Raw genomic sequence first — 20,242 nt, forward strand, 5'->3', positions numbered from 1 at the left:
CCCTCGCACGTCCGGGGCCCGGTCGATGGGGAAGCACGGGACGCGGGGACCTGCGTGCACCGCGGACGACACGCCCGGCTCCGGGGTAGCTCAGGGGTAGAGGCCGGCCCGGAAGGTGAACGAGACGAGCTGCGCCCGATCACGTGCGCCGACCTTCGTCATGGCCCGCACCGCGTGCGTCTTCACGGTGAACGGCGACACGGACATCTGGGCCGCGATCTCGTCGTTGCCGAGGCCGCTTGCGATGAGAACGACCACATCCCGCTCCCTGGGGGTCAGGGCGCCGAAGCGTTGCAGCAGCTCCCGGTCGATCACCGGGGGCGGTCTGTCCGTCATGTGACCGATGAGCGCGGCCGTCGCCGCGGCCGACAGCGCACCGCCACCGCCGACGACCTCGGCGATTCCGGCGACGAGTTCAGCGGGGCTCACGGTCTTGCTCAGGAAACCGTTGGCTCCCGCGCGCAGGGCGGCGAGAACGATGTCGTCCTGGTCGAAAGTGGTCAGCACGATCACCCGCGTCTTCTCGGGCGGATGCTCCGCGCGGATCCGGCGGGTGGCTTCGACACCGTCGATGCCGGGCATCCGGATGTCCATCAGGACCAGGTCGACGGGGTGCTCCCGGAGGAAGGGGACGACCTGGAGTCCGTCGGAGAGATCACCCACGACGACGAGGCCCGGGTCGAGCCGGAGCATCACCCGGATCCCGGCCCGGATGTCGTCCTGGTCGTCGACGATCAGGATCCGCGTCATCGGACGACGGCTCCCACGGGGCTGAACTCCGCGTGGACCCGGAATCGCCCGTCGTGACTGTCGATCGTCAGCCGCCCGCTGGAGGACTCGACGCGTTCGCGCATCCCGACGAGCCCGAGCCCGCTGCCCGAGCCGGAGCCGGAGCCGCGGGGTGAGCGGCCGACGCGGTTCTCCACGGTGACGTGGATCTTGCCGTCGTGCTCGCGCACATCCACCGTCGCCGTCCCCTCTCCATGCCGGTAGGCATTCGTGAGTGCCTCCTGAACGACCCGGTAGACCGTGACGCCGACACTGGGCTCCACGAAACCGGTGGGGATGTCGATGGAGGGCCGGATGTCGAGGCCGATGCTCTCGAAGGAGGCGATGAGTCCTTCCAGGCCGCTGAGCGCCGGGGTCGGCCGGAGCGCCTCGTCGTCGGAGATGTCGTCCCCGAGGCGGAGGAGCGCGAGGATGCGCTGCGTTTCGACGACGACGGTGCGGGCGCTGGACCTGGCTGAGACGAGGGCCTGCCGGGAGGACTCGGCGTCTTCGGGCAGCCCGATCTCCGCCGCGCCGAGGTGCAGGCTCAGCATCGCGACCTGGTGGCCGATGACGTCGTGCAGGTCCCGGGCGATGCGCAGTCGTTCTTCGGTCACTCGTCGGGTGGCCTCGATCTCGCGGGTGGCGATGGCGCTCTCCGCCCGTTCCTCCAGGATCCACCAGTGGTCTCGATGGATGCGGAGCGCGGCCCCTGTCGCGCCTCCCGCCACAGCCGAGAAGACGGCGGCGGCTCCCACGACGGCGCCGCCACGGAACCCTCCGACCGTCATGAACGCGCCCAGGAAGAACGCCGCCACGATGCCGGTTGCGGCCAGCGGCTGCTTTCCCCTGAGGGTGACCGAGAACAGTACGAGCACCGCCATCATCCACACCGACAGGGGGTCGTGGCCCACCGCTGTGACGGCGAACGACGCAGCGCTCGCCACGACCAGTCCCGCCCACGGCTTCCACCAGGAGAGGGCGACACCGCCGCCGGCGAGGAGCACGGACAGGGCCGTCGGCCAGTCCGCGCCTCTCAGGACCACGGCCACGATCTGTCCGGTGAACCCCAGCGCGGCCAGCGCGTAGGCGACTCGGTGCAGCACCTCGGGGCGGCGGACCCACAGCGGTGCCGCGAGCCCGTCCTGACTGTTCTGCGCCTTGACCATGAGCCGATTCTCGTTCACGTGTGCGGCGGCCGTGTACTTCGAATGATGTAGACCGCGAAGCTGCCGCGGTCGGCCGCGACGGCGGAACCCATGCCGTCGAAGCGAATGGCAGAACTACTTCGTTCGAAGTACGCGGCCCTTCCCGAGGCCCCTGAGACTCGTCGTCGAGGCGACCGCCTCACAACGTCACGATCACAACGGGACACCCGATGACTCAGACCACCGTAACCTCGGCCCCTTCGACCACGGCCACGACGAGGGCTTCCGGGCTCCGATCGCTCCACCTGATCCGAGTCGTCTTCTCCCTGATCTGGGTGGCGCTCGTCTTCACGACCTCCGCCTCGCTCGTGTCGACGGACAGGCCCACGGTGATCGCGGCCGTGCTGCTCGTCGTCTACCCCTTGTGGGACGCCGTCGCCACGCTCCTCGAGCGCCGCCTGGCCGGCGGCGGCTCCGGCTCCGCGAACCGCGTCAGTACCGTCAACATGGGTCTCGGCGTCGCCGCCACCGCCGGAATGATCATCGCCGCGTTCTCCACCATCGGGACGGCCCTGCTCGTGTTCGGCGTCTGGGCGCTCCTCTCCGGAGCCATCCAGCTCGTCGTGGCGATCCGGCGCCGGCGCACTGTCGGCGCCCAGTGGCCCATGGTGATCAGCGGTGGACAGTCCGTACTCGCCGGCGCCACCATCGCCGCAGGCTCCGCCTCGGCGACGAGCGGCCTGTCCACCGTCGCCGGATACTCGGCCTTCGGTGCCTTCTGGTTCCTGGTCTCCGTCATCGCCCTGAGTGGCCGCAGCCGACGCGGAAAGTGATGACCAGCGCCGTCGGGGTCACCGCCTCTTCCGGGGGCGGCATCCACGCCAACGAGGAGGCTTGCCGCGACCAGAACGTGGAACGCCCGGCACCCGAAAATTTCCGTTGCTCAGGATCCTGGCGCATGAATACTGGCTGTCGTCTCCGTTGATCTGGCCTGCCGGCGGCACTTCGCATTGGACGGTTCACATTGGACTGGGGGAAGGGCCCGCGAGAATGACCATGCACGATGACCAAGTCGACGTGACCCCCGACATCGTTGCGGCCCTGATCCGGGAGCAGTTCCCTCAGTGGAGCGGCAAGGCGATCCGACTCCAGCCGTCGACCGGGACGGTCAACGCCATCTTCCGCATCGGGGACGACCTCTCCGCGCGCTTCCCGCTGCGTCTGACCGATCCCGCCGAGGCGCTGGCGGTTCTGGAACGGGAAGCCCAGGCGAGCGCGGAGCTGGCACAGGTGTCCCGGTTCCCCGTTCCGGAACCCGTCGCCCTGGGAAAGCCCGGAGCGGGTTGCCCCATGCCGTGGTCGGTCCAGACATGGCTACCGGGAACAGTCGCCTTCGATGCCGACCCGAGTGGGTCTGAGGCCTTCGCCGCGGACCTTGCGGCCTTCATCGCAGCCCTGCGGAACGCGGAGACGCGGGGACGCCGTTTCAGCGGCGAGAACCGTGGCGGCGTTCTCGCTGACCACGACGACTGGATGGCGAAGTGCTTCGAGGAGAGCAAGGGACTGCTCGATGTGCCCCGGCTGCGCCAAGTGTGGAGTCACCTGCGGGAGTTGCCACGTACGGCTGGCGATGTGATGAGCCATGGTGACCTGATTCCCGGCAACGTACTGGTCGCGGGAGACCGGCTCAGCGGCGTACTCGACACCGGCGGCTTCGGCCCGGCCGACCCGGCGCTGGATCTGGTCAGCGCCTGGCACCTGTTGGAACAGGGCCCGCGGGAAGTGCTCCGGCAGACACTGGCCTGCGACGATCTGGAGTGGGAGCGCGGCAAGGCATGGGCCTTCGAACAGGCGATGGGTCTCGTCTGGTACTACGTCGAGAGCAATCCGACGATGAGCGGAATGGGGCGCCGGACACTCGACCGCATTCTGGAGTCGACGAAGTGATGTCGCCCCGGTCATAGGCCGCGCAAGCTGTCGAAGGCGGTTCGGATCATGCGTCGTCTACTGTCCCGCCCTCGACGGGGATGGTTAAACGGCTTGCCAGGCGAGTGGTCGGCTTGGAGATACTGCGCGCATGAGCAGATTTGCCGAGGTCATCGTCATCGCCAGGGACGCCAAGCAGGTGATGGAACCACTGACTCAGTCCGACGAGAACAGGGAGTGGCATCAGTGTTTCGTCCCGATCGGCGAGGGGCTGTTCGATGCCTGGGCTGTGGAGTTCTGGCGGCTGAACTGGCATGGGTTGGTCGCGTACCTTGAGTCCTTGCCGTGGCCCGACCCGCATTCGGTGCAGGTCCTCATCCATGACGAAGAGGACGACTGCTTCGGTCTCTGGATGATGTACGACAACCGGCTCGTTGAAGTGCCCCTCCCTCGCACCGAGCGTCACCCGTTCCCGGGCAACAGCGTCACGGGAGTCCTCACCCGGACCGACCGGCGCTCTGGGGGATCGATCAGCTCGGGATGACGTGTTGGCCGTCGTGGTTGCGAACGTACGGGCTGCTGTCGTCCAGGGCGTCGAGCAATCGGAAGGCGAAGACTTCGGACATACGCTCTGCGACCTCATCGGGAAGGGCGGTCGACTCCGCCGCTTACGCAGCCATCACGGGTTGAGCCTCGAAGATCGGGGGCCCACTTCGGGCCATCGCGGGCAGCCGAGGTGCTGCCCGAGTCGCGGCGAGTTTACGGCCCCCGATCCCTCGGCCCCATGGCGGCTCCTGTCCAAAGCCGCTACGCCGACCTCAGCACGGGTATGCCAGCATGCTCGCATGAGCGCCCAAAGCCCAGACCACGCCGGCCGCTGCCACGTCTCCCTTCAAGTGGGCCGAACAAGCTCCGGCAAGCCTGTGTTTGAGACCCTTCCGGCCAGAGCTGTCGGTCCGGGGCTGTTCGAACTCGCGGGCAGTCCGGGACTGGTCGAAGGCTGCGCGGCTGGTGACCTGCTGAAGATCGATGCCGAGGGACTGTTCCAGGTTGAGCGGCGGGGCCCGAACCTTTGCATCCAAGCGTTTGGCGAGCCGGCCTTCGACGCTGACTCCTTGGAAGCCCTGACCAAGGGATTTGCGCCGTTGAACGGCCTGGTCGAGGCTCCTGCCGATCGCCGGTTCATCGTGGTGACGGTGCCCGCTTCTGCCGGATGCCCCGCCGTCGAAGCGGTGATGGGCGCCTGGGCCACCTCAGTGAGCGGGCAGCTCGAATGGGAGTTCAGCAACGTAATCGGTGCTGACGGAGAACCACTCAACTGGTGGCAGCCTGCGTAGGAGGCGGGACCGGGCCGTAGCCGGGCCGTCCAAGGCGAGCCGACGTTGACAGACGATGACAGCCGGCCACGACATCGGCGCAGGTCAGGCACCGAGAGCGTTGCTCTGACCTCAGCCGGAGGCCCTGCTCACCACTTCCAGAAGAACTTACGAGGAGTCCCGGCTCCACGCCCACTGCCGGGTCGTTGGTGCGTGGCGGATAGGCTCCGAACGCGAGTAGGTCGGATCGATGTGCTGGAAGGGCATGGCGGTGGCAACGCTTGCAGAGATCAAAGTCCTGTTGGGTGAACCTCGGTTCAACTGGGCGGATCAGGCTCCGTGGCTCGAATTGGAGCAGGAACTCGGTATCGAGTTTCCTGCGGACTTCCGTGAGATCGTGGACGCCTATGGTTCGATCGAGGTCAACAAGCAGTTGTACCTGAAGCATCCCGCCGGCCATCTTCTGCATAGTCTGGGCCGAGAGATCAGGGAAGATCTTGAGTTCTGGCGCGAGGAGGACATGACAGAGTTCCTGCCCAGTCGGGCCGGAACAGATCCCGGGGAGTTGATTCCGGTGGCGTCGGCTACGACGGGGGAGCATGTTTTCCTTCGCGTTCCCGACGAGCCCTCGTCGCCCTGGCGTGTCGTGGTTCAGGAGTTCGACAGTCCGGCCTGGCACCTCCACGAGATGGCGTTCAGCGAGTGGTTGCTGGCTTATCTCAGGGGCGAGGACGTCACCGTGTGTTCTGGTGACCGCGCGCCCGACGGCCCGTTCTACGAATTCCTGCCCTGAGAACGACCACGTTGGTATGCCTCCTGCTCTGGTCTCGATTCGTCAGCGGGATCCGTTCGCTGGCCGAATTTCTGACGGCGCTGCAACGGCCCCGCACGTGGGCAAGCGACCACGGACGTCTGCAGACAGTCGCGCAGGTCAGCGCCGGTTCGGCCCCAGGTCGGGCAGTCGCTCGCATTGCTTCGGGACGAAGCGGCCAATGTGCCGACGCGTTGCTCCCGGATGGTCAGTTGCTTGGCGTGGTTGGCTCTGGGGCACGGACTTCCAGAATGGTTGTCCGACCCTTACGTGCTGCCACTGGGAAGGATCCCATGGGCAGGAGGCGAACCACGGCTCGCTCACCCGGTTCCAGTGCGGGGCGTTCTCGATCCAGAGCCTGGCGATGTTGACCGCCTGCACACCGCTGGGCGCACTGTTGCCGATGTCCCCCATAGGACGGAGGACGCCGGGGCCGGGGATGGCCGTCTGGCGTCGCGCAGTGGCAGCAGGGAGGAGTGCCGAGTCCGCCCGGATCACACCGTTGCGAATCTCGGAGCATCGCCAATAGCACCAGGCCGACGACCCCGACTGCCAGGCGTTCAGGGCGAATCTCCCCATCGGGCGTTCCGAGGCCTCAGGGAAGCATGTCACCCCCGGTTCACGCAGTTGTACGAGCCGTCGCCGTTGCGCCCCACGCTGTCGTACGACCAGCAGTGCAGCATGGGCGCGAGCGTCCACATCCGCAGTGCCATGAGAACGCCAACGCAGGCGACAGCAGCCCATCCGCCGTAGGACCGCCATCCGGAGAGCGCCAGGCCACCGACGGCCACCAAGGTTGCGAACCCCAGCGCGTACACGGCTAGCGGCGCCAGGTTGTCCCGCAGTCCGGGAAACGACTCCATCTCGATGGTCCCCAGGAAGCTGAACAACACCACAAGTACGGCAAAGGCGAAAACGAGGGCGGCCGTGCAACCACGGGCTGCGCGCGCGAATGGCTCGAGCGCGACCTCGCGCTGCGTGGCAGAGTGCTCCTCGTTCACGGCATCTCCTCATCCGCGGGTGAGCCGCGATCGTAACGGGCCGACAGCGCAAGGCGGCAGGCGGGGCAGCGCCGTTGCGTCCTCGGAAAGGGTGTGCGGGTTCCCACCTGATCCGGGCGTTCCCGGCGCCGGAGTGAGGGTCCGGATATGGGAACGGCCACCGGCTGGTCCCCGGGATGTCCAAGGCTCGAAGGAGATCAGCACGATGACCGCGCCAAACAGTCTGCCCCGCACGGCCTGACCGAGGAGAGGCCGCGCAGCGGCGAGTTCCCCGATCTGCTGCGCGCGTTGGTCAAGAGGTTCGCCGACGCTCTCATGTCCGCCGAGGCCGATGCCCTCTACAACCCGGAATACGGGCAGGTCAGCGACGAACGCGTCAACCACCGCAACCAATATCGCCCGTGCGAGTGGGACACCAGGGCCGACACCCTCAAACTGGCCGTCTCCAAGCCCCGCAGAGGCACTGATCCCGGTGGTCGCGACCGCTTACCTGCTCGGGGCCTCCACCCGCCCGGTCGAGAGACTCGCCGAGTCCCTCGGCGTAACACAGCTGAGCACGTCCCAGGTCAGTGGGTTCGCCTGGGTCGACGCACTGACCCGGAGGGTCCGCGAAGTCGGCCGCATCATCAACGTCCGCTTGCTGATCGCGGTCGGCGTCAACGCCGACCGACTCCGCGAGCTCCTTGGGTTGCCGAAACGGCATGAGGCTTTGCCGGAGTGTCCTGGTGCGGGTCACGGTGGCTCATGCACCGGCCGCCGGGGCCGTTCCCGTCACCGGTGCTTCCATCTCCCCGTCTTTCAAGGACGTATCTTTCATGACTTCTGGGACCGGAGCCCTGCGGGAGAGCGTCCCGGCGCTGGATCCGCGGCGCTGGTACGCGTTGACCGTCATCTCGGTGGCGACCCTGATGGTGGTGCTGGACGTCTCCATCGTGAACATCGCTCTGCTGCATGCACAGGCCGACCTGCGGATCAGCGACGCCGACCGGCAGTGGGCGGTCACGGCCTACGCCCTCGCGTTCGGCGGACTACTGCTGCCCGGAGGCCGTGTCGTCGACTTCGCCGGCCGCAAACGGGCCTTCCTTCTGGGACTCGTCGGTTTCGCCGCCGCTTCCACCGTCGGCGGACTCGCCCCCAACGCGGCATTCCTCTTCACCGGCCGGGCACTGCAAGGTGCCTTCGCCGCGCTGCTGGCCCCCGCGGCGCTGTCCCTGATCGCCGTCACGTTCACCGAGCCACGCGAGCGGGCCAAGGCTTTCGGGGTGTACGGAGCCCTGCAAGGTGCCGGCGGCGCGGTGGGGCTTATCGCGGGAGGCGTGCTGACCCAGTACGCGAGCTGGCGCTGGTGCCTGTTCGTGAACACACCCATCGCCCTCGTCGCGGCGCTGGCCGCTCTGCCGACGCTCCGGGAAAGCCGCGCCGAAGGGCAGCACCGCCATGATCTTGCCGGGGCCGCGCTGGTCACGACCGGGTTGGTCGCTGTCGTGTGGGGGTTCGCCCAGGCCTCGGAAGGCGGGTGGAACACCGCTGCCACATGGCTGCGGCTGGCGGCCGGTTTGCTGCTCCTTACCGGCTTCGTCATCGTCGAGCGACGCGTCCGGCACCCGCTGCTGCCTCTGCGTGTGGTGCTCGACCGCGATCGTGGCGGGGCTCTCCTCGCCTCCCTGCTGATCAGTTCGGGCATGTTCGGCATGATGCTCTTCCTGACCTACTACCTTCAGGTCAATCTCGGCTACCGGCCACTGAGCGCGGGGCTGGCCTTCCTGCCCTTCAGCATCGGCATCATCGTATCTGCGACCCTCGGCGCTCCTCTGGTCACCATGGTGGGCCCCAAGCGGCTCATGGCTGCCGGAACCGCCGTCTCCGTACTGGGCACCCTCTGGCTGACGCTGTCGAAGGCCACCAGCGGTTACCTGCCCGTGGTCCTGCCGGCGATGATCCTGACCGGCCTGGGGCTGGGTGCCTTCTTCCTCGCCCTGCCCAATGCGGCGCTGGCCGACGTCGAGCCCTCCGACACCGGGGTGGCCAGCGCGCTGATCAGCACCACCCAGCAGGTGGGTGGCGCCATCGGCCCGGCCCTACTCAACACCCTTTACGTGTCCGCCTCCACCACGTTCCTCGCCGGCCCGGCGCATGCCCTCCCCCGCGCACGGCAGCTGGAGGCCTACGTGCACGGGTACCGCGCCGCGTACATCGCAGGCGCGACCCTCCTCGCCGTCGCCTTCGTCGTCACCCTCACCACGCTCAGGACGTCAAGCCGCGCGCCGGTGAAGGAAATACACGCCACTTACTGAAAGTCCACCTCTCGCGACAAGGAGTCCACATGACCAAGCTCTTCGAACCGGTCGGCGTCGGTGCGTGGACGCTGCGCAACCGCATCGTCATGGCACCCATGACCCGGAACCGTGCCACGCCCTTCGGGGTGCCCACCGAGGACATGGCCACGTACTACGGGCAGCGTGCCACCGCGGGACTGATCATCACCGAGGGAACACAGCCGAGCCCGGTAGGCCAGGGGTACATGAACACTCCCGGTCTGCACACGCCGCGGCAGCGTGCCGGGTGGGCTCGAGTGGCTGAGGCGGTTCACGCAGGCGGGGGCCTCGTCGTCGGCCAGCTCATGCACGCCGGCAGGATCTCGCACCCCGACAACAAGCACGGCGCGGAGACCGTTGCGCCCAGTGCGCTGGCCGCTCCAGGCGCCATGTTCACCGCCGGCGGCGCCCGGCCTCACCCGGTGCCCCGCGCCCTGGGAACCGATGAACTCGGCTCGGTCGTACAGGAATTCGCCGATGCGGCCATTGCCGCCCGTGGGGCCGGACTCGACGGCGTCGAACTGCACGCCGCCAACGGATATCTGCTGCACCAGTTCCTCTCGCCCTCCACCAACCACCGCGACGACGCCTACGGAGGAGACCCCGAGGCGCGCTCCCGGTTCGTCGTCGACGCCGTCCGGGCCGTCTCCGAGGCCATCGGTCCTGACCGCGTCGGCGTCCGCATCTCGCCGGGCGCTGCCCTCCACGGCATCCAAGAGGACGACCATCATGAGACGGCTGCCACCTACCTGGCCCTCGTCGACGCGCTCTCCCGGCTGGGAGTGGCCTACCTGCACACGATCGGCGACCCGGCCGGCTCCCTTCTGAGTGACCTGCGCAGCCGATTCCACGGCCCCACAGTCGTCAACACCGGCTGGGAACCCGTAACGGACGCCGAGATCGCAACCGACCTACTGGGCCGTGGCCTGGCGGACCTGGTCGCCGTGGGCCGTCCTTACATAGCCAACCCCGACCTGGTCCACCGTTGGCGTACGGGCGGCCCGCTCAATCAACCGGACCCGGCGACCTTCTACGGCGGCGACGCCGCGGGCTTCACCGACTACCCGGCCCTCGGTGCCACCGCCGACGCGAGTTGATGCCGCCAGACGACGCACGGTCCGCGGTGCTGCGGCACCCGATCCCCCGGCCACCACCGAAGAGCACCTGGACATCGATGCCCTCAATGGACTTCCCAAACTACCGGCCGGCGTGGTGGGCCTGCCTGGGAGTCGCAGGTCAACTCGTCGGGTACGGCGGGCGGGTGGGGCTTCGCGGACATTGGTGCGGTCGCCGCTCGGGGCAGGTCCCGTCGAGGCGCATCCAGTGCCCCGGATACGCCCGCCCCGCCGGTTCGGCGAACGCCGAGACGGAGCTGCCGTCGTGGTTGACGGTGGTCATCACGCGGCGGCCTGCGGCCGGAACATCCACCTCCACGGCGGAGTGACCGGCTCGCCCATCTGACCTGCCCGGACCGGCCGCCGGCGTCAGCCCAGCGTCAGCAGCCCGGTGACGGCGACGTGCAGGGTGCGGCCGAGCCGTTCGGCGAAGTCGACCCGTGTGTCGGCGAGTTCGGGGGTCCGCTGGGCCTCGGCGACCGCCTCCGAGGGGTGGGCGAACGGCCAGAGTCCGGCCGTGCACACGACGGTCAGGGAGACCAGCTCCCGGGCGGCCGCCGGCGTCAGTGCGGTGATGTTGCGCTGCACCAGATCCGCCAGCGTGCCCAGCAAACCGCCATGGGCCAGCTTGAACTCGCGCGCGGCCTCGACGGAGAGGTTCCGCTCCAGTTCGGATCCCAGCGCGCTCAGCAGGTCACAGAGCAGAGACCTGCGGGCCAGAGACCGGGCCAGGGCGTACGTCACGGCCTCCGGCGAGGCGGCACCCTGAGCCCCCGCGGTCGGGAGTTCGGCGGGCAGCTCCTCGATCCACTGCGTGAGGGAACGGTTGAGCAGTTCGAAGAAGACCGCCTCCCTGGTCTCGAAGTACCGCACGACGTTGGTCTTCGAAAGCCCGACCCGCCGGCTCAGCTCGCGCAGGCTGATCTCGCCGACCGGCATCTCCGCCAAGAGCTGTGTCGCGGCGTCGATGATGGCCTGCTTGCGGATCTCGCGCTGCTCGGCGCTTCGCGCCCGCTGGAATTCCGTCGACCGATCGTCTGCCACTGTCACTTCCCCGGGAAACCTTCTCGGCCCGCACTCGGCGCCGCCTGCGGTAAGCCTAAGCCCCGACCGGGCGTCCAGGCCCGATGCCCCGGGTCATACGGACTCGCTCACCTCGCGCCACTTGGCGTCGGAGGCTGCGAGGGTCTCGGACACGACCCGGCCGACCCGGACCGCGTCCTTGCCGAGCAGCAGACGCAGCGGCGGCTCCTCGGACTCCGTGATGTCCAGCAGGATGCGTGCGACGCGTGCGGGGTCGCCGGTCTGGTTGCCGTCCGACGCCCGCTGGCGGGCGATCGCGGGTTCGACAACCGGCTTGTAGGGCTCGCTGACCGGCGGGGTGGCCATCGAGGAGCCCGCCCAGTCGGTGCGCATGGCGCCCGGCTCGGCGACGGTGACCTTGATGCCGAGGTGGGCCACCTCCTTGGCCAGGACCTCGGAGAAGCCGCCGACCGCCCACTTGGCCGCCTGGTAGGCGCCCAGACCGGGGCCGCCCACGCGGCCGCCGACGGAGGAGATCTGGACGATGTGCCCGGCACCCTGCTCCCGCATGACGGGCAGGGCGGCCCGGGTGACGTTGACGACGCCGTGGAGATTGGCGTCGATCTGGTCGCGGAAGGCCTGCTCGGACATGTCCTCGATGGCGGCCATGTCGGCGTAGCCGGCGTTGTTCACGACGACGTCCAGACGCCCGAAGGCCGCCACGGCCGCCTGCACGGCCCGCCGTGCGGCGGCGGCGTCGATCACGTCGAGGGTGACCAGGCGGACCTTGTCGCCGTAGGTGTCGACGAGGTCGTTCAGGGATTCGACGCGCCGGGCGGTCGCGACCAGATTGTGGCCCGCCGCCAGGACCGCCTCGGCGATCGCGCGGCCCAGGCCGCGGGAGCTTCCGGTGATCAGCCAGGTCTTGCTCATGGTGGTGCCTCTGTCTCTCTTGCTCGATGGAGGAAAGGGGGGTCGGGGATCTTCGTGGTTCAGATGAGGAATCCGCCGTCGACCGCGAGGTGGGCGCCGGTGACGTAGGAGGCCTCGTCGGAGAGCAGGAAAGCGACGGCCTTGGCCACTTCCACGCCGGTGCCGAGCCGGCGGGCCGGGATGCGCTCGGCGATCTTCGCCACCTCGTCGGGGTTGCCCTGCTGGCGGGGCACCGGGATGACGCCTGGCTGGAGCTCGTTGACGCGGACCCCGTGCCGTGCCCACTCGGAGGCCGCCGTGCGGGTCAGTCCGCGCATGCCGTGCTTGCTGGCGCTGTAGGCGGCGCGGGCGGACAGGCCCCGGTCGGCGAAGACGCTGGAAATGTTGACGATGGCGCCGCCACCGGCCGCCCGGATCGCCGGGATCTGGTACTTCATCCCGTAGAAGACGCCGGAGAGGTTGATTCCGATGGTCCTGTTCCATTCGTCCTCGGGAAGGTCGGGGACCTCGTGGAGGACGCCGGAGGTGCCCGCGTTGTTCACGGCCAGGTGCAGGGCGCCGAAGTGACCGACGGTCTCGGCGACAGCGTGCTCGACGGCAAGCGGGTCGCTGACGTCGACCGGCAGGACGAGGGCCTTGCCCCCCGCTGCGGCGATCTCGCCGGCGAGCTCCTTCAGGGGTTCCTCCTGGCGGCTCACCAGGGCGACAGCGGCCCCGCGGGCCGCGAGCAGCCGGGCGATGTCGGATCCGATGCCGCTGCCCGCGCCCGTCACGAAGGCGGTCCGGCCGGCGAATTGGTCGTCGAAGTTCATGAGATGTGCTCCTTGCCCAGACGCGCCCAGGTCGCGGCCGCGCCCCTGCGTGCGGTGTGTCGGTGGGGACGTCACTCTTCGGTGTCGTCCCGGAGGGTGTTGAGGGCTCCGTAGCGGCCGCCCTTGACCCGTACGGGGTCGAACAGGGCGCCGAGGGCGGCCACGTCGTCGGCGCTGAGCCGGACCGAGGTGGCCGCGAGGTTCGCGCGGACGTGGTTCGGATGCTTGGAGCCCGGGATCGGGACGATGTCGTGGTGCCGGCCCAGCAGCCAGGCGAGGGCGATCTGGCCGGGAGTGGCGCCGGCGCCCGAGGCGAACCGCTCCAGCTCACGGACGAGCCGCAGGTTGCTCTCGAAGTTCTCGCCCTGGAACTTGGGCAGCGTCGAGCGGAAGTCGTCGCGGCCGAACTCGGCTCCCCGGCGGAAGGCACCGGTGAGCATGCCGCGGCCAAGCGGGCTGTAGGGCACCAGGGTGATGCCCAGACGGCGGCACTCCGGCAGCACCTCGGCCTCGACGCCGCGCTCCCAGAGCGAGTACTCGCTCTGCAGGGCGGAGACGGGGTGGACGGCGTGGGCCCGCCGCAGAATCTCCGTGCTGACCTCGCTCAGACCGATTCCCCGGACCTTGCCCTCGACGACCAGGTCGGCCATGGCGCCCACGGTGTCCTCGACAGGGACGGCCGGGTCCAGCCGGTGGTAGTAGTACAGGTCGATCCGGTCCGTTCCGAGACGCTTCAGGCTGGCCTCGCAGGCGGCCCTGACGTACTCGGGGCGGCCGTCGAAGAAGCTGCGGCCCTCGGGGGTGGGGCGCGCGGAGAACTTGGTCGCCACGACCGCCCGGTCCCGGCGGCCCTTGAGGGCCCGTCCCAGCAGTTCCTCGTTGTGCCCGAAGCCCGGCACCGGCCGGCCCGGGGTGGCGCTGCTCGCCCCGTAGTAGTCCGAGGTGTCGAACAGCTCCACGCCCAGCTCGATCGCGTCCTGGATGGTGGCGACCGAGACGTCGGGGTCCGCCGCTCCGTAGAACTGCGACATCCCCATGAGGCCGAGGCCGACCGGCCGCACAGAGATGCCGGAGCTGCCCAGCTGCGTACGGGCTGCTGGTGTGGTGTCTTCGTTCACGCCCTGCCGCCTTTGTGTGGAGTCTGTGTCCCGCAGCCTTTTAAGAGGCCACTGGAACCTTACGCCCTCACGTTAAAGGTCCAGTGGCCTCTTGTCCAGTCCCGGCGGCCCGGAGTGAGGCGCACGGCGCCCACTCAGCACTGCCACCTGCACGTTCCTGCGTTCACGCGCGGCGTTGGATCTGCGGACTGCCGCCCGCCCCAATTCGAATATGCGTACGGACGCGATGCGAGGGAGGCGGTGACAATGGACGAAAACGCCCGTCGCGCCGAGCAAGGCGCGCATGTTCTGCATGTGCGGGTGACGGACCGCCGGCTTCCCGAGTCCACCTACCGGGAGTTGCTCGCGCTGCTGGGGATGTCACGCCGGTGGTCCAGCCGCTCCCGCCGGCTGCGGCGTCGGGCGGCGGTGCGGACGGAGGAGGACAGGTGCCTTGGAGCGTGTCCCCCGGTGATCACCACGGTGCGCGATCCTGCTTGAGGATGCGCTGCAAGCGCTGCGCGCGACGCTGTCCGATGTGCCCGGCGGCGCGCCTCGTCCAGGAGATTGTCCCTTCCCTGCTCCGACGGAAGCCTCGACGCATCGGGGATGGGTCCCTCGCCGTGCGGTTGCGCATCTCCGCCGTGATCGGCTGCAGCCGACTGCGCATCCGTCTGGACGTCAGATGTATCCGGCTGCACGCCTTTTCCGTCGTCGGTTGCGTCCGACTGGGCCCTGTTTGAGGGCACGGACGCCGTCAGGTGCGCCGAATGACCAGCACAGCGACGTCGTCGACGTGGTCGACCGCGACCGCGGCGGCCAGAATACGGTCGGCGATTTCCTCGGAGTTCATACCGTCGCGCAGGGCTTTGGCCGCCCGCGTTCCAACTCGCTCCAAGCCGGCGTCCAGAGTCAGGCTCGGTCCTTCGACCGCACCGTCGGTGACCAGGATCAGCGCGCTGTCCTCGTCCAAATCGAACACATCCTCGCCATACTCGGTGCCACGTACAACTCCCAGCACCGGCCCGCCCGGCAACTGCACGATGTCGTGGCTGCCGTCCCCATGTGCACACAGCACCGGCACATGGCCGGCGCTCGTACCGATGACCCGTCCATCGCGTGGGTCGACATGCAGGATGGTGCAGCTGGCGAATCGCGCAGGACTCATGCTGACGAGCAGCTCATTGGTGCGGGTGAGCACAGCTCCCGGGTCCGGTTCCTGAGCGGCGATTGCACGCATGGACAAGCGAACCTGTCCCATGAAGGCGGCCGCATCCACGTCATGCCCTTGGACATCGCCGATCTCCAGGGCGATCGCACCGTCAAGCATCACGAAAGCGTCGTACCAGTCCCCGCCGATGTCGAGGCCGTCCCGGCTGGGCCGGTAGCGGGCGGCCACCTCCAGACCCGGAAGTTCCTCGGGCAGCGTAGGCAGCATGGTCTCCTGCAACGCCGAGGCGAGATCGACGCGTGCCTGCTGCAACCTGATCCGTCGCAGAGCCTGGCCCGCGAGGTCGGCCACGGTGCCCATCAGGGTTCTCTCATCCAGGGATGGCCGGTACCCGGAGCCGTAGGTCATCACCCATCCACCGAGCGGTTGATTACCCGGCTCGCTGAGAGGAGTGATCGAGACGGCGTAGTCGGGCCCGAGTTGCGCGAGTGGTGGATAGGCGACGGCGCGGGGCCAGTGGCGGATGTAGGCGCTGCGGTCAGGGATGAACCGGGGCTTGCCGGTACGGATCGCTTCGGGCAGTGGCGTGGGATGGTCCAGCCTCATGCCCTGAAAAGCTTCGACCTCCCACATGGTTATCCCCGCATCGGTGGAGACCTGCAGGCGGTCCTCGTGGACAAGTGCGAGCAGAGCGCCGCTGGCACCGAATGTCGCGGCCAGTCGGGTAAGGACGACCTGCTGTAGCTCCTGCTCAGTGGCCGCGGTGATGAGAGCCGAAGACAGATCGGCGATCTCTTTGGCGCGCTTCCGTTCCGCGGCCAGTGCGGCTTGCGCCTTCCGCTTGCGCTTGACTTGCTGGGTATCGTCGCGGACCAGCCCGAAGATCCGCTCAGGGCCGCCGTACCCCAGCCGAATCCGCCGCGTCTGAGCCGACAGTTGATGCCAGCCGCCGTGCTGGTTGAGGCAGCGCAAGGTCACCCACGAGGACTGGGCGGACCCCGAGCGCAGCAGGCGCAAAAAGGGTTCCTGGTCGTCGGGGTGCACTGCCGAGATGATTCGAGGCAGCGGTCCGGTGAGATCGGGCAGGGCGAGGATGAAGGAGGGCAGACCCCCAAGCCACTCGAACTGCTCTCCGTCGGGTGAATATGTCCACAGCCCCAGATCGGCGGCCTCGGTGGCAAGCCGGAACGGGATCAAAAGGCTGGCCAGGTCGTTTCCCGCGTCCAGCGCGTGGAGCCAGACAAGACCTTGCCCACTGGTGGGCTCTTGCACCGGCCGCGCCTCCATCAGACAGGCAACAGATTCTCCGCCGTGCCCGGGAAACTGCAGAACCCGCATCGCCACCGTTTTCGCATTGGCGGCGTTGACCACGAGACTGTCCGCCAAGATCCGCTGGCTTGCAGGCCACAGTTCACTGAACTTACGCCCTAGGCAACGATTCGCCGACCGGTCCAGCACTGTGGTCATCGCAATATTGAGGCTCCGAATGGCACCGTCCAACGACAGAAGGGCCGCCGGATCCGCGGTGCGGAGGAGTTCGTCCGAGGCATCCATTGAGGCTCCTGACAGCCACGCAAGCACCCTTTCGACAATAGTGGCGCATCCTGCCACTCAACGCTTGAGGATGTGTCCAACCGACTCCATAGTGTGGTCGCGGGCACTCGGATCCCCCACACCCGCCGGGCTGCGGTCCTCCGAGACCAGCAGCAGCCCGGCTTGTGCGGACGATGTCGACCCGCGGTCGGTACCTGCGATCGAGCCCCGGGGTCGCATGGCAACCCGTGCGAGGTAACACGAGCACGGCCTCGCCGTCCCGGGTACGGCTTCCCCTCCGGAACGCCTGACCGGGAGCAGTGGCCGGAGTCAGCGGCCAGGAGCGAAGGCGCTTCGCGCCCAGTCGGCAAAGCTGGTCCAGGCGATCTCCGGATGGGCCGAGTGCAGGGCCGGGATGTCGACGCCGTAACCGGGCCCGTTGAGGAAGCTCCACATGGCGTGCATGTCGGGGTTCCCGACAGCCTCCAGCGGTACGCGCTCGTGCTGGACCTTCCGTCCCTGGGCGGTGCCGAGCGCGTCCGCCATCTGCGCGGGAGTGGGTGCGTCGCTCGCCAGCTCGATACGCCGCCCCACGTAAGGCGCGGGGTTGAGCAGGACCTCGGCCGCGAACGCACCATGGTCAGCGCGGGCCAACTGCTGCAACGGCCTGTCGGACGGCAGCGGCAGGTCGAGCACCCCGCCGCGGATGCGCTCCGCTCCGCCGAGCGCGTTGTCGTAGAAGTACGTCGGCCCCAGGATCGTGTAGGGCACCTCGCCGGAAGTCAGCTCCGCTTCGATACGGGCCTTGCTGTCGAAGTGCGGCACCCCGCTCTCCTTGTCGGCCCCGGCCACCGAGCTGAACACCAGGTGCGGCACGCGCCTCTCCTCGGCCGCGGCAAGGATGGCCCTTCCCTGAGCCACCTCGGCGTCCACGCCGGCCTCGAAGGGCGTGGTGAAGGCGAAGACCCCTGCCACCCCGTCCATGGCCGCGGCGAGAGAGGCGCCGTCACTCAGGGAACCCGCGACAACGGCCACGCCCCGATCGGCCAGTCGACGAGCCGCTTCCCGCTGCGGGTCCCGGACCATCGCCCGCGCCTCGGCCCCGCGGGCCAGCAGCGCCTCGGTCACGGCCCTGCCCTGTCCGCCTGTGGCGGCAAGCACCAGAATCGGCTCATCAATCATCGCGGGAACTCCTTCTCTTTCTGACTGCATGACAATGGACTTCAATGGCGGTGAAAAATGTATCCGGCCATGGCAGATACGCCGGTGTGGCAACACGGAGCATCCGCAGAACATTCTTCGGGCCGGCGACTACGCGCCGGGAATGCCGCCGCCCTCAGCACGCTCGAGGAATTTCATCGCCATGAAGCCGTGGGCGTAACTGCCGCCCGCGCGCAGCGCAGCGGCGATCATGATCGTCTCGGCCAGTTCCTGCTGGGTCGCGCCCGCGGAGTGCGCAGCGTCGGTATGCGCCTCGATGCAGTAAGGACACTGCGTGGTCAGTGCCACCGCCACGGCCATGAGTTCGGTGTACTTGCGCGGGATGACCTTGTCGTCTCCCCGCATGACCTGCGTATCCCAGGCAGCGAACGCTGTGAAGGCCTTTGGGGCGCCGGCACGGATGTGCTTGGCGTAGTGGTGATCGGTGTGCTCGTGGTAGGACATGATCCGCTCGATGTGTGGGGTTGGTGTGCGCCCGGTCAGGCGGCTTGCTGCGGAGGGACGTCCGCGCGATGGATTCCGTCTGTGGCCTCGAGGTCTTCCCCGGCCACACGGTGTGCTTCTTCAAGTACCTCGAGTACCTGCTCGTGCGGGATGACCGCGGCGCCGGAGGAGTCGGCGAACACATAGTCGCCGGGCCGGATCATCACCCCGTCCACGACAACGGGGCGGCCCGCCTCGAACGGGGTCACGACCTCACCGCCCCACTTCACGCTCTCTCCACGGCAGTAGACGGCGAACCCACAGGTCGAGAGCTCGGCGAAATCCCGTAGACGGCCGTCCGCCAGGACCCCGGCGAGGCTGTGGGAGGCGAGCAGGGAGAGTTTCGTCCCGCCGGCCAATGACACGTCAGGATGTCCGTTGCTCGCGAGGACCAGAACATGGCCGCGTGCGCCGGCCTGCGTCGCCTCCTCGAAGAGTCGGCGGAAGTTGTACCGCTCGGATGGGAGGATGTCATGGCAGGTGGGAAAGTACGAGACCGTCGCCGCCGGCCCGAAGAGCACCTGGTCCGGCGTGGGGCTCACCAAGTCCGACAGGTGGCACCGGTGACGGTGGAATCTCCCCATGGCGTCAACGATGTTGGCGGTCGTGAGCTTCGCCGACAGACCTCTCCGCCTGATTTCTTCACTCACGTCGATCTGCCCACCGGGCAGATTGTCGAGGATTGGGCTGTTCACGATGTTCTCCGGGTTCGCACGCTGCTTCATCCCCTATGACCCACCACCCGGGGGATGTGTGACACCCATGGGAACATCAGTTATCTGCGGGTGTGTCAGTTACGTTGCATTCGTAAGGGGCATCTACATCGATCTATGACGATCGAGATAGACGCCCCCCACAACCGCACTTCACCTACGTGCCGATTAGTTATGCGAGGACCACCTGCCGCCCCGATGGCCCACGGTCGGTTCGCGAAACAACCATCGGATGCCGGACTGGCCACACTGAGACCAGCGAGCCGGACACCGATACCCGGTTGACGCACTCGGGGTACGGCCAGGGGAGTTCACCGCTCCAGGTCAGCGCGGAGGCTCCTCCGGGACCGGCAGTGCATACCTATGTGGCATCCGCATGTCCGCGGGCCTCCGAGGCAGGAAAGGACAGGGCAACGCTAGCGCGTGACGTCGAGACGAACTACAGCACCGATCTCGACCAGTTGGTCGGGCAGCGCCAGATCGGAGACGCCCATGATGGTGCTGGTGGGGCGGTGGTCGCCGCAATACGCGGAGTGCAGTCGGGCCGCCGTGTCGAAGTGCTCCCGCAAGCCCCTGACGAGGACGGTTGTCTCGACGACCTGGTCGCGGCGGGCACCGAAGTGCTCGAGCACGCGGTCGAGGTTGTCGAGGGTTGTGCTCATCTGGAGTGCGAAGTCACCGGTCCCGATGAAGGCTCCCGTACTGTCGTGTGACAACTGCCCTGAGATGTAGAGCGTCTCGCCGGCCTGCACGGCCTGGCTATATCCGTAAAGAGTCTCCCACGGCATGCCGAAGTTGAACTCCCGGGACGTTACAGTCACGATCTCTCCTCTTAACCGAATGAATTCCGCGCAAG

Annotated in this window: 19 protein-coding genes and 2 pseudogenes; 8 read left to right on the plus strand and 13 right to left on the minus strand. The window is 68.0% G+C overall.

The window, feature by feature from the left end; translation table 11 throughout:
* Nucleotides 1–90: 90 nt before the first annotated feature.
* Both CHF15_RS24800 and CHF15_RS24805 read right to left on the minus strand, forming a co-directional pair.
* Complete coding sequence (locus CHF15_RS24800) at nucleotides 91–750, minus strand: response regulator transcription factor (protein WP_089226082.1); 660 nt, start codon at nucleotides 748–750, stop codon at nucleotides 91–93.
* Entirely contained in the window at nucleotides 747–1,937 is a 1,191-nt protein-coding gene (locus CHF15_RS24805) for a sensor histidine kinase (RefSeq protein WP_089226083.1), read from the minus strand. The genes CHF15_RS24800 and CHF15_RS24805 overlap by 4 nt, the downstream gene beginning before the upstream one ends.
* A 209-nt stretch (nucleotides 1,938–2,146) precedes the next feature.
* Between CHF15_RS24805 and CHF15_RS24810 the strand changes: the two genes are divergently transcribed.
* The 3 genes from CHF15_RS24810 (at nucleotide 2,147) to CHF15_RS24820 (ending at nucleotide 4,386) form a co-directional block, all read left to right on the plus strand.
* Nucleotides 2,147–2,749 (plus strand): DUF308 domain-containing protein, encoded by a 603-nt coding sequence (locus tag CHF15_RS24810; RefSeq protein ID WP_089226084.1) that lies wholly within the window; start codon nucleotides 2,147–2,149, stop codon nucleotides 2,747–2,749.
* 217 nt (nucleotides 2,750–2,966) lie between these two features.
* The gene (locus tag CHF15_RS24815; RefSeq protein ID WP_089226085.1) at nucleotides 2,967–3,863 is read left to right on the plus strand and encodes an aminoglycoside phosphotransferase family protein; all 897 of its coding nucleotides are present in this window, start codon (nucleotides 2,967–2,969) and stop codon (nucleotides 3,861–3,863) included.
* Nucleotides 3,864–3,993: 130 nt separating this feature from the next.
* On the plus strand, nucleotides 3,994–4,386 hold the full coding sequence (locus tag CHF15_RS24820; RefSeq protein WP_089226086.1) for a hypothetical protein: 393 nt from the start codon (nucleotides 3,994–3,996) through the stop codon (nucleotides 4,384–4,386).
* Here CHF15_RS24820 and CHF15_RS45885 read toward each other — a convergent pair.
* Nucleotides 4,373–4,510, minus strand: a pseudogene (locus tag CHF15_RS45885) (NUDIX hydrolase); the annotation flags it as partial. The gene CHF15_RS24820 and the pseudogene CHF15_RS45885 overlap by 14 nt on opposite strands.
* Nucleotides 4,511–4,687: 177 nt before the next feature.
* Here CHF15_RS45885 and CHF15_RS24830 point away from each other — a divergent pair.
* Nucleotides 4,688–5,179, plus strand: a complete 492-nt coding sequence (locus CHF15_RS24830; protein WP_089226087.1) for a DUF4265 domain-containing protein — start codon at nucleotides 4,688–4,690, stop codon at nucleotides 5,177–5,179.
* A 244-nt stretch (nucleotides 5,180–5,423) separates the two neighbouring features.
* Nucleotides 5,424–5,951, plus strand: a complete 528-nt coding sequence (locus CHF15_RS24835; protein ID WP_089226088.1) for an SMI1/KNR4 family protein — start codon at nucleotides 5,424–5,426, stop codon at nucleotides 5,949–5,951.
* Nucleotides 5,952–6,577: 626 nt separating this feature from the next.
* Here the strand turns inward: CHF15_RS24835 and CHF15_RS24840 are convergent.
* A complete protein-coding gene (locus tag CHF15_RS24840; protein WP_089226089.1) occupies nucleotides 6,578–6,970 on the minus strand; it encodes a hypothetical protein in 393 nt (130 codons plus the stop codon).
* A gap of 205 nt (nucleotides 6,971–7,175) precedes the next feature.
* Between CHF15_RS24840 and CHF15_RS24845 the strand changes: the two are divergent.
* From CHF15_RS24845 to CHF15_RS24855, 3 genes and pseudogenes are all read left to right on the plus strand, one after another.
* Nucleotides 7,176–7,661: pseudogene (locus CHF15_RS24845) on the plus strand (transposase); the annotation flags it as partial.
* A gap of 205 nt (nucleotides 7,662–7,866) precedes the next feature.
* Nucleotides 7,867–9,264, plus strand: coding sequence for an MFS transporter (locus CHF15_RS24850; protein WP_220093327.1), 1,398 nt, complete (start codon nucleotides 7,867–7,869; stop codon nucleotides 9,262–9,264).
* Nucleotides 9,265–9,293: 29 nt separating this feature from the next.
* Nucleotides 9,294–10,382: an alkene reductase gene (locus CHF15_RS24855; protein WP_089226091.1), complete on the plus strand. Its 1,089-nt coding sequence runs from the start codon at nucleotides 9,294–9,296 to the stop codon at nucleotides 10,380–10,382.
* A gap of 387 nt (nucleotides 10,383–10,769) precedes the next feature.
* On the opposite strand, the gene CHF15_RS24860 is transcribed toward CHF15_RS24855, so the two are convergent.
* The 9 genes from CHF15_RS24860 to CHF15_RS24905 form a co-directional block, all read right to left on the minus strand.
* Complete coding sequence (locus CHF15_RS24860; RefSeq protein ID WP_089226092.1) at nucleotides 10,770–11,444, minus strand: TetR/AcrR family transcriptional regulator; 675 nt, start codon at nucleotides 11,442–11,444, stop codon at nucleotides 10,770–10,772.
* A 93-nt stretch (nucleotides 11,445–11,537) separates the two neighbouring features.
* Nucleotides 11,538–12,356, minus strand: a complete 819-nt coding sequence (locus CHF15_RS24865; RefSeq protein ID WP_089226093.1) for an SDR family NAD(P)-dependent oxidoreductase — start codon at nucleotides 12,354–12,356, stop codon at nucleotides 11,538–11,540.
* Nucleotides 12,357–12,415: 59 nt separating this feature from the next.
* A complete protein-coding gene (locus CHF15_RS24870) occupies nucleotides 12,416–13,168 on the minus strand; it encodes an SDR family NAD(P)-dependent oxidoreductase (RefSeq protein WP_089226094.1) in 753 nt (250 codons plus the stop codon).
* Nucleotides 13,169–13,239: 71 nt separating this feature from the next.
* On the minus strand, nucleotides 13,240–14,286 hold the full coding sequence (locus CHF15_RS24875) for an aldo/keto reductase (protein WP_089226095.1): 1,047 nt from the start codon (nucleotides 14,284–14,286) through the stop codon (nucleotides 13,240–13,242).
* Nucleotides 14,287–15,022: 736 nt separating this feature from the next.
* Nucleotides 15,023–16,990 (minus strand): SpoIIE family protein phosphatase, encoded by a 1,968-nt coding sequence (locus tag CHF15_RS24885; protein ID WP_089226097.1) that lies wholly within the window; start codon nucleotides 16,988–16,990, stop codon nucleotides 15,023–15,025.
* Between the two features lie 309 nt (nucleotides 16,991–17,299).
* The gene (locus tag CHF15_RS24890; RefSeq protein ID WP_089226098.1) at nucleotides 17,300–18,151 is read right to left on the minus strand and encodes an NmrA/HSCARG family protein; all 852 of its coding nucleotides are present in this window, start codon (nucleotides 18,149–18,151) and stop codon (nucleotides 17,300–17,302) included.
* Nucleotides 18,152–18,280: 129 nt separating this feature from the next.
* Nucleotides 18,281–18,634 carry a carboxymuconolactone decarboxylase family protein gene (locus tag CHF15_RS24895; RefSeq protein WP_089226099.1) on the minus strand — a complete coding sequence of 118 codons (354 nt, stop codon included), beginning with the start codon at nucleotides 18,632–18,634 and terminating at the stop codon, nucleotides 18,281–18,283.
* A gap of 35 nt (nucleotides 18,635–18,669) precedes the next feature.
* Entirely contained in the window at nucleotides 18,670–19,398 is a 729-nt protein-coding gene (locus CHF15_RS24900) for an RraA family protein (protein WP_245939027.1), read from the minus strand.
* 404 nt (nucleotides 19,399–19,802) lie between these two features.
* Nucleotides 19,803–20,207 carry a RidA family protein gene (locus CHF15_RS24905; RefSeq protein WP_089226101.1) on the minus strand — a complete coding sequence of 135 codons (405 nt, stop codon included), beginning with the start codon at nucleotides 20,205–20,207 and terminating at the stop codon, nucleotides 19,803–19,805.
* Between the last annotated feature and the right edge of the window lie 35 nt (nucleotides 20,208–20,242).

This window comes from Actinacidiphila glaucinigra, assembly GCF_900188405.1.
In the GTDB taxonomy this organism is placed as follows: Bacteria; Actinomycetota; Actinomycetes; order Streptomycetales; family Streptomycetaceae; genus Actinacidiphila; species Actinacidiphila glaucinigra.

What these genes read in the sequence shown, in the direction of transcription:
- CHF15_RS24805 (WP_089226083.1), bottom strand. Translation starts at nt 1,937, where the DNA reads ATGGTCAAGGCGCAGAACAGTCAGGACGGGCTCGCGGCACCGCTGTGG.
- CHF15_RS24855 (WP_089226091.1), top strand. Translation starts at nt 9,294, where the DNA reads ATGACCAAGCTCTTCGAACCGGTCGGCGTCGGTGCGTGGACGCTGCGC.
- CHF15_RS24870 (WP_089226094.1), bottom strand. Translation starts at nt 13,168, where the DNA reads ATGAACTTCGACGACCAATTCGCCGGCCGGACCGCCTTCGTGACGGGC.
- CHF15_RS24835 (WP_089226088.1), top strand. Translation starts at nt 5,424, where the DNA reads ATGGCGGTGGCAACGCTTGCAGAGATCAAAGTCCTGTTGGGTGAACCT.
- CHF15_RS24895 (WP_089226099.1), bottom strand. Translation starts at nt 18,634, where the DNA reads ATGTCCTACCACGAGCACACCGATCACCACTACGCCAAGCACATCCGT.
- CHF15_RS24810 (WP_089226084.1), top strand. Translation starts at nt 2,147, where the DNA reads ATGACTCAGACCACCGTAACCTCGGCCCCTTCGACCACGGCCACGACG.
- CHF15_RS24820 (WP_089226086.1), top strand. Translation starts at nt 3,994, where the DNA reads ATGAGCAGATTTGCCGAGGTCATCGTCATCGCCAGGGACGCCAAGCAG.
- CHF15_RS24815 (WP_089226085.1), top strand. Translation starts at nt 2,967, where the DNA reads ATGACCATGCACGATGACCAAGTCGACGTGACCCCCGACATCGTTGCG.
- CHF15_RS24890 (WP_089226098.1), bottom strand. Translation starts at nt 18,151, where the DNA reads ATGATTGATGAGCCGATTCTGGTGCTTGCCGCCACAGGCGGACAGGGC.
- CHF15_RS24830 (WP_089226087.1), top strand. Translation starts at nt 4,688, where the DNA reads ATGAGCGCCCAAAGCCCAGACCACGCCGGCCGCTGCCACGTCTCCCTT.
- CHF15_RS24900 (WP_245939027.1), bottom strand. Translation starts at nt 19,398, where the DNA reads ATGAAGCAGCGTGCGAACCCGGAGAACATCGTGAACAGCCCAATCCTC.
- CHF15_RS24800 (WP_089226082.1), bottom strand. Translation starts at nt 750, where the DNA reads ATGACGCGGATCCTGATCGTCGACGACCAGGACGACATCCGGGCCGGG.
- CHF15_RS24885 (WP_089226097.1), bottom strand. Translation starts at nt 16,990, where the DNA reads ATGGATGCCTCGGACGAACTCCTCCGCACCGCGGATCCGGCGGCCCTT.
- CHF15_RS24865 (WP_089226093.1), bottom strand. Translation starts at nt 12,356, where the DNA reads ATGAGCAAGACCTGGCTGATCACCGGAAGCTCCCGCGGCCTGGGCCGC.